This is a genomic window from Streptomyces sp. NPDC031049 (assembly GCF_055571015.1).
This window is the reverse complement of record NZ_JBVIGC010000002.1, coordinates 444,872-460,568: the sequence shown is the minus strand read 5'-3', so window position 1 is coordinate 460,568 and position 15,697 is coordinate 444,872. Positions and strand designations below refer to the sequence as shown.

The following is a 15,697-nucleotide window of genomic DNA, read 5'->3' as shown; positions in this document are numbered from 1 at the left end:
CCCAGAACATGAGCTACAACCAGCCGGGCCCGTACGGCGGGCAACCCCAGCAGCCCGGACCCTACGGCCAGCCGGGACCGTACGGCCAGCAGCCGCAGGCTCCCCAGCCCGGCTACGGCTACCCCCAGCAGACGCCCCCTCCGCAGCCCCAGCCGGGCTACGGCCACCCGCAGCAGGGCGGCGTCCCGCCGCAGCAGCCCCCCTACGGCCAGCAGCCCCCGTACGGCCAGCAGCCTCCCCACGGCCAGGCCCCGTACGGCATGCCGCAGCCGCCGGCCCCGGGCGGCGGCAAGAAGAAGACGGGCCTGATCATCGGCGCGGTCGCGGTGGTCGCGGCGGTCGGCGTGGGGGCGTACTTCGTGTTCGGCGGGGGCGGCGGCGCGGGCGGCCTGGAGGACGACGGCCCGCACAAGCTGGCGACGCCGGAAACGGTGCTCGGCGACTACAAGCGCATCTCCGACGACGGCGCCGGCGGCGGCGAGGACGACGCAAGCGAGTTGGCGAAGGGCGGCGTCAAGAACGGCACCAGCGTGGTCGGCGCCTACACCACGGCCGACCTGAGCGGCTACGACCCCTCGGACCCCAGCACCGCGCCCGACCAAAACGAGGTACTGAAGTCCAAGGGCATCACCTTCGTCGGTGCCTACGGAGAGATCTCCGACCCGGAGTCGGCCCTCGACAACTTCTTCGCCCAGTTCAAGAAGGAGAGCAACAAGAAGTCCTCGTCCGGCAACGGCGCCGAGATACTCGGCGAGCCCGAGGAGGCCGAACTGGACGGCGCCGTGATGAAGTGCCAGGCGGCCAAGGGCAAGAACATTGCCACCCAGAAGGAGAAGACCGACTGGTTCTGCGCCTGGGCCGACTACAGCACCATCGCCATGGTCTCCCCCGGCGACAGAACCAAGAACGTGTCGAAGGACGTGGCCGTCGACGTCACCACCAAGCTCCGCGAGCAGGTGCGCGTCGCGAACTGACGCCCGCCGCGGCAGACGAGGGGCCCCGCTTGCTCGACCGGGACACTTCTGTGCGGAGTGACAACGGCTACGCCTTCTTCTGCGCGCCCTCGCGAATCCTCTGGCCCCAGCATTGGGTTCCCCTGGAGAGAGTCACGGTGCGCGGCTGCCCTGCGGCATCGTCCCATGAGGGGGCCACCTCACGATCGGCGAAGGCCTTGAGTGTCACCGAGACCGGCACGGCGTACGCCGAGGACTCCTTCCACGACGGAACTCAGCACGTGACCTGAGTGGCCGACTCCGCGGAGGCCGAGAGCTACGTGGAAACAGCGACGTCAGGGGGGTCGCACGGGCTTCCCCTCTGCGCCAAGTTCGTTGCGCTCAAACGAACATCGGTCAGATGATACGTTCCATCCGGGCCATGAACATGACCAAGGCCCTAAGCAAATCGAGGGGATTCGACATGCTCAAGCGAGCATTGACCATAGCGGGGCTTGTGATTGCGGGGACGGTCGTCCCGCTGGCGACAGCAACGCCCGCATCCGCCACCGCCGCCCAGTGCAAGGGCATCTTGAAGCACTACGGGTACATAGTGGGACCCAAGGCGTCTGCGGCCTGTAGCTGGTCTGCTTGGAAGGCCCTTGGTCAGTCTCACCCCCACCACAACTGCTTCAACTACCTCCTTGTCCTCGGCGTGAAGCAGAGCCATGCTGAAACAGCTTGCGAGTGGGCGTAAGAAGCTACGCACAGCTACAGAGACAGAGGCCGCCCGGTGGCAAGCCAGCCGGGCGGCCTCTGCCCATACTCGGGTCATCTACGCCGTCTTCTGCTCCCCGGAACCCCGGCCCCGCGAATCGCGCGGGATCAGGGTCGGGTTGACGTTGGAGAGGACCACGTCGGCCGTGATGACCACGCGGGCGACGTCCTTGCGGGACGGCACCTCGTACATCACGCCCTGGAGGACCTCCTCCATGATGGCGCGCAGGCCGCGGGCGCCGGTCTGGCGGAGGATGGCCTGGTCGGCGATGGCCTCCAGGGCCTCGCGCTCGAAGTCCAGCTCCACGCCGTCGAGCTCGAAGAGGCGCTGGTACTGCTTGACCAGCGCGTTGCGCGGCTCGACCAGGATCTGCAGGAGGGCCTCGCGGTCGAGGTTGTGGACCGAGGTGATGACCGGCAGCCGGCCGATGAACTCGGGGATCATCCCGAACTTCACCAGGTCCTCCGGCATGACCTCCTGGAAGTGGTCCTGGGACTCGCGCTCGACCTTGGAGCGGATCTGCGCGCCGAAGCCGATGCCCTTGGCGCCGGCCCGGGCCTCGATGATCTTCTCCAGGCCCGCGAAGGCACCGCCCACGATGAACAGGACGTTCGTCGTGTCGATCTGGATGAACTCCTGGTGGGGGTGTTTGCGGCCGCCCTGGGGCGGGACCGAGGCGGTGGTGCCCTCCAGGATCTTCAGCAGGGCCTGCTGGACGCCCTCGCCGCTGACGTCACGGGTGATCGACGGGTTCTCGCTCTTGCGGGCGACCTTGTCGATCTCGTCGATGTAGATGATGCCGGTCTCGGCCTTCTTGACGTCGTAGTCCGCGGCCTGGATCAGCTTCAGCAGGATGTTCTCGACGTCCTCGCCCACGTATCCCGCCTCGGTGAGCGCCGTGGCGTCGGCGATCGCGAACGGGACGTTCAGCATGCGGGCGAGGGTCTGGGCGAGCAGGGTCTTACCGGAGCCCGTGGGGCCCAGCAGCAGGATGTTGGACTTCGCCAACTCGATGGCGTCGTCGCGGCCTTGGGCACCGCCGTTCTCGCCTGCCTGGACCCGCTTGTAGTGGTTGTACACCGCGACGGAGAGGGCCTTCTTGGCGGCCTCCTGACCGACCACGTACCCCTCGAGGAACTCGTAGATCTCGCGGGGCTTGGGCAGCTCCTCCCAGCGGACCTCGCTGGTCTCGGCCAGCTCCTCCTCGATGATCTCGTTGCAGAGATCGATGCACTCGTCGCAGATGTACACACCGGGCCCTGCGATGAGCTTCTTGACCTGCTTCTGGCTCTTTCCGCAGAACGAGCACTTGAGCAGATCGCCGCCGTCACCGATGCGTGCCACGGTGTGCTTCCCCTTCGCCTGGGAGACTCCTGGAGTTCGGCGCGACGCCGACGTCCAGCGGACTCCTGGTGCTGCCTTATGTCCGACGGTACCTTGCCGAGCCCCCCGTTCGGGCCCCCCTTGGCACGGTTCGCTTTGACGTGAACCGCGCCAAACCATGCCAAGGGGCGGCAGACGATACAGCCTCCTGCCTCAGCGCAGGGAAGCGTTGTCCATCTTCCGGGTGGTGATGATCTGGTCGATCAGGCCGTAGGAGAGCGCGTCCTCGGCCGTGAGGATCTTGTCGCGCTCGATGTCCTCGCGGATCTTGTCGATCGTCTGGGTGGAGTGCTTGGCCAGCATCTCCTCCAGCTGCGTCCGCATCCGCAGGATCTCGTTGGCGGCGATCTCCAGGTCGGAGACCTGGCCGCGGCCGGTCTCGCTGTAGGGCTGGTGGATCAGCACGCGCGCGTTCGGCAGGGCCATGCGCTTGCCGGGCGTGCCGGCGGCCAGCAGGACGGCGGCGGCGGAGGCCGCCTGGCCCATGCAGACCGTCTGGATGTCCGGCTTGACGTACTGCATCGTGTCGTAGATCGCCGTCAGGGCCGTGAAGGAGCCGCCGGGGCTGTTGATGTAGACCGAGATGTCCCGGTCGGGGTCCATCGACTCCAGGCACAGCAGCTGCGCCATGACGTCGTTGGCGGAGGCGTCGTCGATCTGGACGCCGAGGAAGATCACCCGCTCCTCGAAGAGCTTCGCGTACGGGTCGTACTCGCGGATGCCCTGGGAGGTGCGCTCGACGAAGCGCGGGATCACGTAGCGGGACTCGGCCTGCGGGCCGGTGTACTGGCCCTGCGCGGCGCGCATGTCCTGCACGGCGGGCATGCGGTCGTAGAGGCCGCGGCCGGGGAAGTCGTTCACAGTGGTCTCCTGGAAGAGGCTGAGGCGGTCGGCTCGGGGCTGGTGCGGGAGCGGGTCAGGCCCCGGTGCCGCCGCCGCCCGGCATGCCGGCGGCCGTCGGGATCACGTCGTCGATGAGGCCGTACTCCTTGGCCTCGAAGGCGTCGAACCAGCGGTCGCGGTCCGAGTCACGGGTGATCTGCTCGACCGTCTGGCCGGTGTGCTGGGCCGTGAGCTCGGCCATGCGCTTCTTGGTGTGCAGCAGCCGCTCGGCGTGGATCTTGATGTCCGACGCGGAGCCGGCGAGGCCGGCGGAGGGCTGGTGGATCAGGATCTCGGCGTTCGGCAGCGCGAAGCGCTTGCCCGGCGTGCCCGCGCTGAGCAGGAACTGGCCCATCGAGGCGGCGAGGCCCATGGCGATGGTCACCACGTCGTTCTTGATGAACTGCATGGTGTCGTAGATCGCCATGCCGGCCGTGATCGAACCGCCGGGGCTGTTGATGTACAGGTAAATGTCCTTGTCCGGGTCGGCGGCAAGGAGCAGCAGCTGCGCGGTGATCTTGTTGGCGATGTCGTCGTCCACCGGCTGGCCGAGGAAGATGATCCGCTCGTTGAGCAGCCGGTTGTAGACCTGGTCGCCGAGGCCACCACCGATGGAAGGCTCGCCGGCGGCGGAGGGCATCAGATTCGTCACGTATCCACCTGCTCGTCTTACGACGGCGCCGGGCCGTCTCACGTTTCCCTGCGGGGCTGGAGCCGCTTCGGGGACTCCCCTGCCCTCGTATTCATGGACCCTAACGCGGTGGGCCTGCGGCGCCATCCCGGTTCCGCTGGTGTTCGCCGGGGGCGTAGCGCCGCGGTGGCCCGGCTTCGGCGCCGGGCGCGGGAAAGTCCGCGGCCGGTCACGCCCGGCGCGGCGGCCGGGCATCGACACGGCACCGGCCGCTCGGCGGCACGCTGCGGCCGTACGGCGAACGGGCCCCGGCGATGATCGTCCGGGGCCCGTTCTACGGCTGGGGGAGGCGGCGCGGGGCTCAGCCCTCGGCCTTCTCCTCGCCCTTGTCCTCGGCGGTGGCGGCCTCAGCGGACTCGGCGGAGGCGTCCGCGGACTCGGCGGCCTCGGTCTCCTCCTCGTCCAGGTCGACGATCTCGCCGTTGGTGTCCTTGACCGTGGCCTTCTCGACCACGGCGGCCAGGGCCTTGCCGCGGGCAACCTCGCCGACGAGCAGCGGGACCTGGCCCTGCTCGACGACGGCCTGGGCGAACTGGTCGGGGGACATGCCGGAGGAGGCCGCGCGCCGCATGAGGTGCTCGGTCAGCTCCTCCTGGTTGACGTTGAGCTTCTCCTGCTTGACCAGCTCGTCGAGGACGAACTGGGTCTTGATGCCCTTGACCGCGGCCTCGCGGGTCTCGGTCTCGAACTCCTCGGCGGTCTTGCCCTGGAGCTCGAGGTACTTGTCGAGGGTGAGGCCCATCTGGCCGAGCTGGTGGTGCTCGAGGTTGTGCTTACGGGTGTTGACCTCGTCCTCGAGGAGCTTCTCGGGGACGGGGACCTCGACCAGCTCCAGCAGCTTGTCCAGGACGCGCTCCTGGGCCTGGGTGGCCTGGTCGTACTGCTTCATGTCGGCCAGGCGCTTGCGGCTGTCGGCGCGCAGCTCCTCCAGCGTGTCGAACTCCGACGCCAGCTGGGCGAAGTCGTCGTCCAGCTCGGGCAGCTCGCGCTTGGCGACCTGGGTGACCTTGACGGTGACCTCGGCCTCCTTGCCGGCCGCCGAGCCGCCCTTCAGCTCGGAGGTGAAGGTGGCCTCCTCGCCCGCGGACAGGCCCTTGACGGCGTCGTCGATGCCGTCGAGCAGCTCACCGGAGCCGATGGTGTAGGAGACACCGTTGGCGACGCCGTCCTCGAGGACCTCGCCGTCGACCTTGGCCTCCAGGTCGATGGTGACGACGTCGCCGTCCTCGGCGGCGCGCTCGACCGGGGAGGTGGAGGCGAAGCGCTCACGGAGCTGCTCGACCGACTTGTCCACGTCCTCGTCGGAGACCTCGACGGCGTCGACCTCGACCTCGATGCCGGAGTAGTCCGGGATCTCGATGGACGGGCGGATGTCGACCTCGGCGGTGAAGTTCAGCGTCTCGCCGTCCTTCAGCTCCGTGATGTCGACCTCGGGCTGGCCCAGCGGGTTCAGGTCGGCCTCGTTGACCGCCTCGGTGTAGAACTTCGGGAGGGCGTCGTTGACGGCCTCCTCCAGCACCGCACCGCGGCCGAACCGCTGGTCGATGACGCGGGCCGGGACCTTGCCCTTGCGGAAGCCCTTCACCGTGACCTGCTGGTTGATCTTCTTGTACGCCGCGTCGAGGCTGTCCTTGAGCTCCTCGAAGGGCACCTCGACAGTGAGCCGAACCCGGGTCGGGTTCAGGGTCTCCACGGCGCTCTTCACGGTTCGGTCTCCTTGTGGCTGACTTCTTGGTTTCTGCCGGAGCCAGAGCGGCCCGGCCGATTTCGCCGCCCGGAGGACTGCACAGGATGAGACACACGGGCGTGCAGCTTGCATAGTAACGGCAGCGTGTACACGGCCCAAAAGGCGATCAGGGTCGATCATGCGAGGTGATCCGCCGGATGGCCGGTGGGCGGGCGACGGCGGGCGGCCGGGTGGACGACCCGGGGGCCGGTCGGGCGGGCGACCGGGCCGGCCGGTGGGTGGCCGATGGCGGCCGACGGCCGGTCCGCGGGTGGTCGGGGTGGCGGGATTTGAACCCACGGCCTTCCGCTCCCAAAGCGGACGCGCTACCAAGCTGCGCCACACCCCGTCTGGTGCGAGACGTAGGGTACATGCCGCCGGGACCGCGGGCCGCCGCATTTCACGGGGCCCCGGTGACGCTCCGCCGCGATCGGAAACGGGGTGTGCGGGGACCGGGTGCGACCCGCTACGATGCACTTCGTGCCGTGGACACCGGTCCGCGGTGCACGTTGTGCGGGCGTAGCTCAATGGTAGAGCCCCAGTCTTCCAAACTGGCTACGCGGGTTCGATTCCCGTCGCCCGCTCTGTACGACTCAGGGCCAGGTCAGAGGACGAATCCTCCGCCTGGCCCTGATCGCGTTCAGGGGTCCCGATCAGCTCTCCATGTCCCCCGCGTGCCCCTCGTGCTTTTGATCTTTCTTCCGCGCCTTGCTGACAAGATCACTCAGGGCGTCGGCGATCAGCCGGTCCCGGTCGGCACTGGCGTGCTGGTAGATCAGAGCCGCACGCGCCGTGCTGTGGCCCATCCGCGCCATCAGCTCTCGGGTGCTGGCGCCCGTGGACGCGGCAAGCGTGTTGCCCGTGTGCCGAAGATCATGGAAGTGCAGCCCCTTGATGCCGGCCTCCCGGCAAGCCTGATGCCACAGCCGGTTGAAGTGGTTGCGCCGCGGGATCGCACCCTTTGCACCTACGAACACTCGACCATCGGCGCCGGGCTCCGCGTAAAGATCCAAGTGGCGACGCACATCCGGGATGATGGCGGCGGGGATGGACACTGACCGCTTACCGGCCGCGCTCTTGGGCGCCTTGATCTCCCGCTGCCCGTTGTTCAGCTCAGCCACGGAGCGTCGGACCCGGACGGTCCCCCGCTCGATGTCGACATCGCGTCGTTGCAGCCCGACAAGTTCGCCCCAGCGAAGACCGAGGAAGCCGGCCAGGAGGATCAGCGCCCGGTAGCGCGACTGGATGGCTTCTGCCAGGTCGTAGACCTCCTGCACAGTCGCAGTCGGCCGCTCGGGGGTGTGGACCGTGCTGGCGCCCTTGATCTGGCACGGGTTGCGCCGAATCATCTGGTCGGCGACGGCCGTACTCATGATCGCGCGGAGCAGAGCGTACGCCTTCGCCACGGTCGTCGGGCCAGTACCGGCGGCGAGCTTTTCGGCGCGCCAGCGCCTCACGAGAGGGGGCGAGATGGCCGTGACGTTGACGCCTCCGAAGGTCGGGGCAAGGTGGTGGCGCAACAACGACTCGTACAACTGCCGAGTACGGGTCGTCACTTCCCGTTCCCGGACCCAGGCGGCGGCGTACTCGCCGAAGGGCACCTTGCCGGCGTCCGGGTCGTGCCAGTCGCCACGCCGCAGCTCCGTCTGTTTGTCGGCGAGCCAGGCATCAGCGTCCTTCTTGGTCCGGAAGGTCTCCGGCGCAGGCCGCAGCAGCCCGTCAGGGCCGACGTAGCGAGCCTGATAGCGGCCGGACGGAAGCTTGCGTACACGGCCGAACTGTCGGCGCTTCCCGGCCATCAGGCCACCGCCCGCAGTGCCGTGCTGGAACGACGGGGTTCCACGGTGTTGGCGTCGATCAGCTCACGCACGGCACTCTCACGGATACGGACGTGACGCCCCACCTTCACGTACTCGATGCGCCGCTCCTCTATCAGCCGGCGAGGAAAGCGCACAGTCGTTCCAAGCAGTTCGGCGACCTGTGCCACCGTCAACAGTCGATCCACTTTCAGTCCTCCCCTTGGGTGTCGAGGTCCTGCAGGGCTTCACGGGCGGTTTCGCGGTTGAGCTGAACGTCCCGGGCGATGGTGGCGGCGAGCGCCGATTCCCCGGGGGTGTGGCCGTGGCCGGCGTACTGCCAGTCGGCGAGGACGAGGACGGTGTCCGGCTCGCGGTCGTCCAGGCCGAGGGCGGCGTGTTCCTGTGCGGCGCGGTAGTCGGCGCGGGCCTGGCGGAGGGCGCCGAGGGTGGTGGAGTAGCGGCGGCTCTTGCTGGAGAAGTGGCCGCGGAAGCCGAGCATGTGCGCCCAGGCCCACAGGCGGCGGTCCGGGTAGAGAGGGTCGAGGTCGCGGCAGGCGGTGATCAGTCGGCGGGTGTGGTCGGGGACGCCGTGGCGGTCGAGTTCCGCGAGTTCGCCGATGCGGCGGTCCAGGGTGCCGGTGTTTTCGGCGGCCTTGGTGGCGTACTTGGCGACGTAGGAGGCGACGGCCTGTTCGGTGATGTCCGAGCCGTCGCCGAAGGCCTTCACGGGGCGTACGTCGAGCTGGGTGCCCCAGCGGAAGGTCCGGGCCGGTTGGTCTTCGGCGGCCGGGACGGAGATCGAGGTGTAGGAATGGGCCGCAGCTGCGCGGATTGCGTCGGCAAGGAGGTTCACGGTGGCCCAGGACGGCGGAGGGCTGTCGGGTCCGTCGGGTCCGTCGAGGCGGATCACGGCGTGGAAGTGCACAGCACCGCGCTTCTGGAACTCGGCGACCTTGCCGTAGGAGAGCCGGGCGCACTCGCGTAGTTCCCGTTGGGTGAGGCAGGCGCGGGCGGCGATCTCGCGGCGGAGCCGGGTGGTGAAGCGCTGCCAGAGCTGTCCGGCGTGGTTGTTGAACAGCACGGCGCCCGCGTAGTCGTACGTCTCCGGGTCGAGGGCGGTGCCCAGCTCCGGGGCGTCCGGGGCATGGCGGACGCCGCAGCGGCAGACGCCTCGGTCGGGCCGGTTGTGGACCGGGCCGAACGACGGCGCGGTGAGCGTGGCGAAGACGCGGGGGTGGTCGCGGACGGTGGCGGGGATGTCCCGGCGGTCGTCCCCGGCGAGGCCGGCGCGGATCAGGTGGTAGGTGTCGCCGGCGTAGGTCCAGGCGCAGGCGGGACAGCGGGAGGCTCGGCGGTTGCCGCAGGCGACGCGGAGACGCCCGCCCGGCTCGTGCTCCGTGGTGTAGTGGTACAGGGTTTCGCCGGTGGTCTTGTCCTTGTGGAAGACCCAGCCGCGCAGGTGGACGGGGTCGGCGCAGCCGCCGGTGCGCTTGATCTGGTCTTGCCAGCGGTCGAAGCCGGGGGACCCGGCCACCCGCAGCAGATCGCCGAGGGTGATCGGGTCCAGGCCCGCCGGGGTGGCGGTGTCGGTCACGCGGTTACCTCCCGGCCCGGGCGACGGCGGCGGGGGTGGTGTGGCCGGTGCCCCGGCAAGTGGGGCAGGCCACGCGGAGGGTGGCGCGGGTGCCGTCCGGGTGGCGGGTGCCGGTGGTGATGGCGACGGTCGCGAAGCCGTCGCAGCCGCGGCAGATGCGCGCGGTCGGGGCGTGCTGGGGCATCATGGGCGTGCCTTTCGGGTCCGGTGGATCTGGAAGGTGGGAAGGCACCCGGAGCGGTCGAAACTTGGCGGTAGACGCCGCTCCGGGGGCCGTCAGCGGCGCTTGGCGTCGGCGGTGAGCAGGGAGCGCAGGACGACAGCGCAGACGGCGACCGAGGCGCCGGTGATGGCGACCGCCAGGAGCATCGAGACCAGGACCGCGCCGACGACCAGGACCACGGCGGTGCCGCCGCCGACGAGGGCCAGCACCGTGCCGGGCGTGAGCTGCACGACCGGGCGGGACTGTGCCGGGGCGACGGGTGCCGGCGGCGTGGTCGGGGTTCCCGGCGTGATCGTGGTCGGTTCGATGACGGCGGGCGGGGTGACCGTGCCGGTGGGCTGGGGCATGGTCGGGAACTTGGGCCGGAACATGAACGGTTCTCCTTCGCTGGTTACTTGACCGCGGGGTCGATGACGGGGGCCAGCAGGCTGTCGGCGAGGAGGTAGCCGCCGAGGAGGAGCACGGCGACCAGCCACCAGGGCGGGCGGATGAGCTTGACGCCGAGGGCTCCGACGACCAGCAGGGCGAGCCAGAGCGGGACATCCATGGCGGTGGCCTCCTAGCGGACCTTGCAGCGGTGGGTGCGGGCGGCGAGCTGGGCGGCGGACTGGCTGGTGTAGTCGGCGGACCAGCCGCAGCCGTCGTTGCTGCACACGGCGGCGTGCTTGGTCTGGCCGTGGCGGTCGCGGTGGGTGCCGATCTGCACCGGGCCGATCCGCATCACGGAGTGGAAGAAGTCGCGGGCAGGCATGGTCGGTGATCTCCTCTCGGATCAAGTGAGTTGGGCGGCGATGGCGTCGGCCATGTGCGGCGGGACGCCGAGGCGGGCGCGAAGGGTGTCAGTGTCGATCCGGGACCCCGTCCGCTGTTCGTGGTCGGCGGCGACCTTGCGGGCGTGGTCGACCAGTGCGGCCGGGACCTGAACGGCCGGCGGCTCGACCGGGGCCGGTTCGGCGACCGGGAGGGCGGGGGTCTCCTCGGGAGGTGTGACGGCCGGGCCCGGCTCGCTCACGGGCTCCGGTTCGCGCTCTACTGCCGGGTCCGGGTCTTGGGCGGCGGGCGCGGGCGGAGCCGGGGGGTGGCCGGGTGCGTGGGCGAGCAGGGTGCCGCCGAGGAAGGCGAGGGCGGGCCAGCCGGCGACGCCGAGGCGGAGCAGGGCGGGCGGGTCTTCCAGGTCGAGGAAGCCGGCCGTGGCCACGTTGGCGCCAAGCGAGGCCACCAAGGCGATCAGGAACCAGCACCAGGCCAGCCGGGACGGGCCGTCAGTGCGGAGTCGGCGCCAGGCGGCGACCAGGAGCAGGTCGACGCTGATCGGGTAGGCCCAGGCCTTCCAGCCGTCCTGTCCGGCAGCGGCAGCCAGGTCATGCAGGTGAGCGAAGGACAGGGCACCGGCGATCACGGCCTGCACCAGAACGGCGTCGAGGCGGAACGATCGAAGCACGGTCGTCACCTCGCTTCGGGGCTGTGTCCGGTGCCCCAGCAGGTGAGACACACGGCACCCTGGCGGGCAGCAGTGACACAGTTCTTACGGGCGCCGACCCGCACGGCTTCGGTGATCTCACCGGTGCCGTCGCAGTCCGGGCAGGTGGGCGGCTCGGAGTTGGCGAGGTAGAGCAGCACGTCCGCGTGACAGGGAACGTCCAACGGGCACCAGCAGCCCAGATCACGCCCGGCAAGCTCACGGCGGGCCGTGTCGATCAGATCGGGGTTCTCGGCGAGGTGTGCGTGGTAGAGCTGGACGGCGCGGATGCGGCCGTGCTCGGCAACCGGGTAGGGGTTGCCCCACTTGCCCGGCCGGGCCACGACCACGCCCCCGGGCGGCTTGCGCCATCCGGCCGTGCGGCGGAGCTGGAATCGCTTGGCCACGGTCATCACCTCCTTAAGCAGCAGCCGGGGCCGACTCGACAGCCGGAACCGGGACCGGCCTCGGGGCACCGAGGGCGGGGCGAAACGGGGAGAGGGCGGGGAGGTCCGGGGTGAGGTCTGCGTGCCGGTTGCAGAGGTTCACGGCCTGGCGCAGCGAGGTGTGCGGGGCGCGGATGCGGGCCCAGCCGCCGGACGAGTCGCCGGTGATGGCGATGCCGGGGGTGTCGGTGGGGATCTGGATCGCGGCCAGCACGGCGTCCGGGGCGATGTCGCCGAAGGCCATGTTCGCCGACGATTCGTCGTTGACGCGGTGCGCGGTGCGGCCGGTGAGCTGGGCGCGGAGCATGGTGATGCCCTTGCCGAGTTCGGAGCCGAAGCGCTGTCCGCAGATCTCCAGGTAGATGCCGGCGGCGCGGCCGAGCTGGACGAGCCGGGCCAGAGCGGTGATGATCCGGTCGCGGCGCTTCTCCTCGTCGCGGGTCGCGTAGAGGGCGAGTTCGGCGACCTCGTCGACCAGGACCACGATCGGCACCGGGCGCAGGTCCTCGGGCAGGGACCAGATGTCGGCGGCGATCTCCGCGTCCGGCACGTCGGCGGTGATCCGCTGCTCGGCCCGGATGAGCTGGTAGACGTCCTCCATGTGGGACACGAGCGCGTCGAGGAGTTCGGCGGCGGTGTCCGGGTTGTCGGCGAGCGCGGAGAACCGGCGGGCCAGCGGGAACAGCTCGACCCCCTGTTTGCAGTCGATGCCGACCAGGGCGACCCGTTGCGGAGCCAGCGCGGCCACCAGGTTGCGTTGATAGACGGACTTGCCGGACTCCGTGGCCCCAAGGGTGAGCCCGTGGGGCACGGCCCGGTAGTCGCGGTAGTGCACGGCTCCGTCCTCGCGCAGGGCGACCGGAACCCGCATCGGGCGTGTGTCGACCTTGCCCGGCATCTGCACCCGCTTGAGCACGTCGTAGCCGGTCATCCGCAGCTCGACCACGCCGGAGCGCAGCTCACGGGAGGTGACGCCATACATGGCGAAGGAGTGCCGCAGCCGGTCACACGAGGCGGCCACGTCGAAGGCGTCCTGACCCGGGCGGAGCTTGATCCGCAGGACGAGCCCGGTCCGCGTCGGCCGCACCCGCAGGATGCGCGGGGCACGAGGCCCGGGAACGGGCCGGTTGGTCACCCGGGCCACGGCCAGTCGCCAGCGAGGGGCCGGGACCGTCAGCCCGCAGGCGTCCATCACCGAGCCGTAGCGGACCAGGACCCGCAGCAGAGCCAAGGTGACTCCGAAGGTCAGCCAGTACCAGGCCGGGCGCCGCCACCGCAGGAGACCCGCAGTGGCGACGACCAGCACCAGGGTGACAGTGAAGCCGGTCACGGTCAGGCCGCCTTCGGCTGCGAGGCGCCGGCGGCGAGGGAGGTCACCGCGACCGCGCGGAAGGCGATGCCGTGCCGCTTCTGGCCGTTGAACTCGTTCTCCCACGGCCGGGCGATCAGGCCCGTCAGCGCGACCGGAGTACCCATGGCCAGCTCACCCGAGATACCGGACTCGGGGACGGTCACCGACAGGATCTCGACCTCACCGTTGGCCGCGAACATCACATCGACGGTCGACAGGGCGGATCCGGTCTCGGCGTCCATCGCGCGCTCACCGGTACGGCGGTCCTTCACCTTGGGCTGCGGGGGCTGAGCCACCATCACGGTGGCGGCGGAGGTGTCGACGGGGATCTGACGCATCGTCTGTCTCCTGATCTGGCGGGAGTTGAAGCCGCCGTTCGGCGGTGAGATCAGGAGACCGCGAGAGGTAGTGGACGCATCACGGCCTGTATGGACGTTTAGGGACGTCTGAGCTATCGTCAAAACGTCCCTACGGCGTCCCAGGGAAGGGCACGTGATGGCGAACGAGCGTCTGCGCGCGGCGATTTCATCGAAGGGCGAGACCATCCAGTCCGTGGCACAGCACGTCGGGGTCGACCCCAAGACGGTGGAGCGCTGGATCACGACGGACCGCACGCCGCACCGGGGACACCGCTGGAAGGCGGCCAACTTCCTGGGCGTCGATGAGGTCTACATCTGGCCCGCCGTTCAGAAGCAGGCCGAAACGGCCAGCACTTCCGAGCTGATCACGTACTACCCGCATCGAGGAGCGGTGCCGGCGACCCTGTGGTCATCGCTGATCGAGAAGGCGAAGGACCAGGTCGACATCCTCGTGTACGCGGGGCTGTTCCTCTTCGACAGCCACCCGGACCTTCCGGACCAACTCGCAGAGAAGGCCAAGGCCGGGGCGCAGATCCGCGTCCTGCTCGGTGACCCGGACTCGGAGATGGTCCGCCAGCGCGGCGAAGAGGAAGGGATCGGCGGCGATCTGGCCGCACGCGCACGGATCACCCGGCGGTACCTCCAACCGGCGATGACCACGCCCGGTGTCGAGGTCAGGCTGCACGACACGATCCTCTACAACTCGATCTACCGGTTCGATGACGACGTACTGGTGAACCCTCACGTGCTCGGAGCCCCAGCAGGACAGAACCCGGTGCTGCACTTCCGCTACATCCCCGGGGCCCGGACCTTCCGGCACTACATGCGGAGCTTCGACTACGCATGGGAGCGCGGCCGGCCGGAGTAGGAAGGCGCGCTGCGCCGCCCGCCGACGGAGCGTGTAAGGCTTGGCTCATGGCCCGAGTCGACTACTTCAACGATCCGAACGCCCCGAAGGCGAACAGCATCGTCCCCTCGGTCACCGCAGTGGCGCTCAACGATGCCGGGGAAGTGTTGCTCATCCACAAGACGGACAACGACCTGTGGGCACTGCCGGGCGGCGGGGTCGACGTCGGCGAGTCAGCCCCTGACGCCGCGGTACGGGAGACCAAGGAAGAGACCGGCTTCGACGTCGAGGTCACGGGACTGGTCGGCATCTACACCAATCCGGCCCACGTCATGGCCTACGACGACGGTGAGGTACGCCAGCAGTTCTCGATCTGCTTCCGGGCCCGCATCATCGGCGGCGAGCTGCGCACGAGCAGCGAGAGCAAGGAGGTGGCGTTCGTCCACCCCAGTCGGCTGGACGAGCTGAACATCCACCCGTCGATGCGGATGCGGATCGATCGAGGGCTCAGCGGCCGGCCCGATCCCTACATCGGCTAACCGCCGAGGCGAGAGCGTGTCCGTTCGACAGCGGCACCCAGATACGGGCGCGCCTTGCTGATCGCGTTGTGCACTTCGCTGCCCGGCTCGTACCGCTCCAAGATCTCATCAATACGACGGTCGAAGTCGAAGGACTGCCCGGCGGGGCCGGTCGTCATGTCCGCGTAGATCAACGCATCCAGCACGGGAGAGTCCTCCCGCTCGTACACATCCAGCTCAGCAGTCAATCCGCGCTGCTCTGCCTCGTACACGGCGCCGGAGTGGTGGGCGACGAGACACACGAGCCGGGCAGGTGCCCCGAGCGCCTCAAGGTGGCGGGCACCGTCGAGCGGGTGGAACCCGGTCTGCCGCAGCTCCGGGGCGTAGCCGATGTCATGCAGCCAGGCCGCGGCGACGAGAAGATCACGGTCCTGTTCGGACACGGCCGCGGAGGCTTCACGCGCGCGAGCAGCCACCGCCTGTGTGTGCAGCCAGCGGTTCCCGAGCGGAGGCAACAGCGACTCGGCCAGTTCGGCCGCGCCGTGGGGCGTGTCCAGTCCAGAGGGCATAGATCGCACCGTAGCCCAGAGAGGGGCGTAGCCGACACCCCGAGAGTGATCAGCCGGGAGCCAGAGCGCGGTAAGACTTTCCCTACTTCATCAAGCCCGCGCACGGCGCGGGTGCGCGCCGCCTCTGCGGCGCGGCCCGC

General features: G+C 69.5%; 20 protein-coding genes and 2 tRNA genes. 5 read left to right on the top strand and 17 right to left on the bottom strand.

Translation table 11 applies throughout. The features are described 5' to 3' along the window. The first annotated feature begins 8 nt into the window (after nt 1–8). The gene (locus ACZ45Q_RS05515) at nt 9–974 is read left to right on the top strand and encodes a hypothetical protein (protein ID WP_468255256.1); all 966 of its coding nucleotides are present in this window, start codon (nt 9–11) and stop codon (nt 972–974) included. 400 nt (nt 975–1,374) lie between these two features. Further along, the gene (locus ACZ45Q_RS05510) at nt 1,375–1,689 is read left to right on the top strand and encodes a hypothetical protein (protein WP_468255253.1); all 315 of its coding nucleotides are present in this window, start codon (nt 1,375–1,377) and stop codon (nt 1,687–1,689) included. Between the two features lie 78 nt (nt 1,690–1,767). Here the strand turns inward: ACZ45Q_RS05510 and clpX are convergent, their stop codons facing one another. The 5 genes from clpX to ACZ45Q_RS05485 form a co-directional block, all read right to left on the bottom strand. Then, the gene (gene clpX / locus ACZ45Q_RS05505; RefSeq protein WP_468255250.1) at nt 1,768–3,054 is read right to left on the bottom strand and encodes an ATP-dependent Clp protease ATP-binding subunit ClpX; all 1,287 of its coding nucleotides are present in this window, start codon (nt 3,052–3,054) and stop codon (nt 1,768–1,770) included. Between the two features lie 192 nt (nt 3,055–3,246). Then, entirely contained in the window at nt 3,247–3,954 is a 708-nt protein-coding gene (locus tag ACZ45Q_RS05500; protein ID WP_468255247.1) for an ATP-dependent Clp protease proteolytic subunit, read from the bottom strand. Between the two features lie 55 nt (nt 3,955–4,009). Continuing rightward, nucleotides 4,010–4,615, bottom strand: a complete 606-nt coding sequence (locus ACZ45Q_RS05495) for an ATP-dependent Clp protease proteolytic subunit (RefSeq protein ID WP_030240055.1) — start codon at nt 4,613–4,615, stop codon at nt 4,010–4,012. A 352-nt stretch (nt 4,616–4,967) separates the two neighbouring features. Further along, nucleotides 4,968–6,371, bottom strand: coding sequence for a trigger factor (gene tig, locus ACZ45Q_RS05490; RefSeq protein WP_468255245.1), 1,404 nt, complete (start codon nt 6,369–6,371; stop codon nt 4,968–4,970). A 293-nt stretch (nt 6,372–6,664) separates the two neighbouring features. Beyond that, nucleotides 6,665–6,741 (bottom strand) — tRNA-Pro (locus ACZ45Q_RS05485). A gap of 164 nt (nt 6,742–6,905) precedes the next feature. On the opposite strand from ACZ45Q_RS05485, the gene ACZ45Q_RS05480 reads away from it, so the two are divergent. Beyond that, a tRNA-Gly gene (locus ACZ45Q_RS05480) sits at nt 6,906–6,976 on the top strand. A gap of 69 nt (nt 6,977–7,045) precedes the next feature. Here ACZ45Q_RS05480 and ACZ45Q_RS05475 read toward each other — a convergent pair. From ACZ45Q_RS05475 to ACZ45Q_RS05425, 11 genes are all read right to left on the bottom strand, one after another. Then, entirely contained in the window at nt 7,046–8,191 is a 1,146-nt protein-coding gene (locus ACZ45Q_RS05475; RefSeq protein WP_468255242.1) for a tyrosine-type recombinase/integrase, read from the bottom strand. Beyond that, a complete protein-coding gene (locus ACZ45Q_RS05470) occupies nt 8,191–8,397 on the bottom strand; it encodes an excisionase family DNA-binding protein (RefSeq protein WP_468255239.1) in 207 nt (68 codons plus the stop codon). Before ACZ45Q_RS05470 ends, ACZ45Q_RS05475 begins: the two co-directional genes overlap by 1 nt. A gap of 2 nt (nt 8,398–8,399) precedes the next feature. Beyond that, nucleotides 8,400–9,785 (bottom strand): replication initiator protein RepSA, encoded by a 1,386-nt coding sequence (gene repSA, locus ACZ45Q_RS05465; protein ID WP_468255236.1) that lies wholly within the window; start codon nt 9,783–9,785, stop codon nt 8,400–8,402. A gap of 4 nt (nt 9,786–9,789) precedes the next feature. Next, nucleotides 9,790–9,969, bottom strand: coding sequence for a hypothetical protein (locus tag ACZ45Q_RS05460; protein WP_468255353.1), 180 nt, complete (start codon nt 9,967–9,969; stop codon nt 9,790–9,792). A 92-nt stretch (nt 9,970–10,061) separates the two neighbouring features. Beyond that, nucleotides 10,062–10,379, bottom strand: a complete 318-nt coding sequence (locus tag ACZ45Q_RS05455) for a SpdD-like protein (protein ID WP_468255233.1) — start codon at nt 10,377–10,379, stop codon at nt 10,062–10,064. Nucleotides 10,380–10,399: 20 nt separating this feature from the next. Next, nucleotides 10,400–10,555: a hypothetical protein gene (locus tag ACZ45Q_RS05450; protein ID WP_468255230.1), complete on the bottom strand. Its 156-nt coding sequence runs from the start codon at nt 10,553–10,555 to the stop codon at nt 10,400–10,402. Nucleotides 10,556–10,567: 12 nt separating this feature from the next. Beyond that, nucleotides 10,568–10,759: a mobile element transfer protein gene (locus tag ACZ45Q_RS05445; protein WP_189414978.1), complete on the bottom strand. Its 192-nt coding sequence runs from the start codon at nt 10,757–10,759 to the stop codon at nt 10,568–10,570. A gap of 21 nt (nt 10,760–10,780) precedes the next feature. Then, entirely contained in the window at nt 10,781–11,449 is a 669-nt protein-coding gene (locus ACZ45Q_RS05440; protein WP_468255228.1) for a DUF2637 domain-containing protein, read from the bottom strand. Nucleotides 11,450–11,454: 5 nt separating this feature from the next. Further along, the gene (locus ACZ45Q_RS05435; RefSeq protein WP_468255225.1) at nt 11,455–11,874 is read right to left on the bottom strand and encodes a DUF4326 domain-containing protein; all 420 of its coding nucleotides are present in this window, start codon (nt 11,872–11,874) and stop codon (nt 11,455–11,457) included. 13 nt (nt 11,875–11,887) lie between these two features. Further along, the gene (locus tag ACZ45Q_RS05430) at nt 11,888–13,243 is read right to left on the bottom strand and encodes an FtsK/SpoIIIE domain-containing protein (protein ID WP_468255222.1); all 1,356 of its coding nucleotides are present in this window, start codon (nt 13,241–13,243) and stop codon (nt 11,888–11,890) included. 2 nt (nt 13,244–13,245) lie between these two features. Beyond that, entirely contained in the window at nt 13,246–13,602 is a 357-nt protein-coding gene (locus ACZ45Q_RS05425; protein WP_468255218.1) for an SCO3933 family regulatory protein, read from the bottom strand. A gap of 157 nt (nt 13,603–13,759) precedes the next feature. On the opposite strand from ACZ45Q_RS05425, the gene ACZ45Q_RS05420 reads away from it, so the two are divergent. Beyond that, nucleotides 13,760–14,491 (top strand): XRE family transcriptional regulator, encoded by a 732-nt coding sequence (locus ACZ45Q_RS05420; RefSeq protein WP_468255215.1) that lies wholly within the window; start codon nt 13,760–13,762, stop codon nt 14,489–14,491. Nucleotides 14,492–14,538: 47 nt separating this feature from the next. Beyond that, nucleotides 14,539–15,009 (top strand): NUDIX hydrolase, encoded by a 471-nt coding sequence (locus tag ACZ45Q_RS05415; RefSeq protein ID WP_468255212.1) that lies wholly within the window; start codon nt 14,539–14,541, stop codon nt 15,007–15,009. Here the strand turns inward: ACZ45Q_RS05415 and ACZ45Q_RS05410 are convergent. Further along, entirely contained in the window at nt 15,006–15,557 is a 552-nt protein-coding gene (locus ACZ45Q_RS05410) for an HD domain-containing protein (RefSeq protein WP_468255209.1), read from the bottom strand. The genes ACZ45Q_RS05415 and ACZ45Q_RS05410 overlap by 4 nt on opposite strands. Nucleotides 15,558–15,697 lie beyond the last annotated feature (140 nt).

Coding starts and splice junctions, on each gene's coding strand:
- ACZ45Q_RS05515 (WP_468255256.1), top strand. CDS start 9: ATGAGCTACAACCAGCCGGGCCCGTACGGCGGGCAACCCCAGCAGCCC.
- ACZ45Q_RS05510 (WP_468255253.1), top strand. CDS start 1,375: ATGAACATGACCAAGGCCCTAAGCAAATCGAGGGGATTCGACATGCTC.
- ACZ45Q_RS05495 (WP_030240055.1), bottom strand. CDS start 4,615: ATGCCCTCCGCCGCCGGCGAGCCTTCCATCGGTGGTGGCCTCGGCGAC.
- ACZ45Q_RS05475 (WP_468255242.1), bottom strand. CDS start 8,191: ATGGCCGGGAAGCGCCGACAGTTCGGCCGTGTACGCAAGCTTCCGTCC.
- ACZ45Q_RS05460 (WP_468255353.1), bottom strand. CDS start 9,969: ATGCCCCAGCACGCCCCGACCGCGCGCATCTGCCGCGGCTGCGACGGC.
- ACZ45Q_RS05455 (WP_468255233.1), bottom strand. CDS start 10,379: ATGTTCCGGCCCAAGTTCCCGACCATGCCCCAGCCCACCGGCACGGTC.
- ACZ45Q_RS05450 (WP_468255230.1), bottom strand. CDS start 10,555: ATGGATGTCCCGCTCTGGCTCGCCCTGCTGGTCGTCGGAGCCCTCGGC.
- ACZ45Q_RS05445 (WP_189414978.1), bottom strand. CDS start 10,759: ATGCCTGCCCGCGACTTCTTCCACTCCGTGATGCGGATCGGCCCGGTG.
- ACZ45Q_RS05425 (WP_468255218.1), bottom strand. CDS start 13,602: ATGCGTCAGATCCCCGTCGACACCTCCGCCGCCACCGTGATGGTGGCT.
- ACZ45Q_RS05420 (WP_468255215.1), top strand. CDS start 13,760: ATGGCGAACGAGCGTCTGCGCGCGGCGATTTCATCGAAGGGCGAGACC.
- ACZ45Q_RS05415 (WP_468255212.1), top strand. CDS start 14,539: ATGGCCCGAGTCGACTACTTCAACGATCCGAACGCCCCGAAGGCGAAC.
- ACZ45Q_RS05410 (WP_468255209.1), bottom strand. CDS start 15,557: ATGCCCTCTGGACTGGACACGCCCCACGGCGCGGCCGAACTGGCCGAG.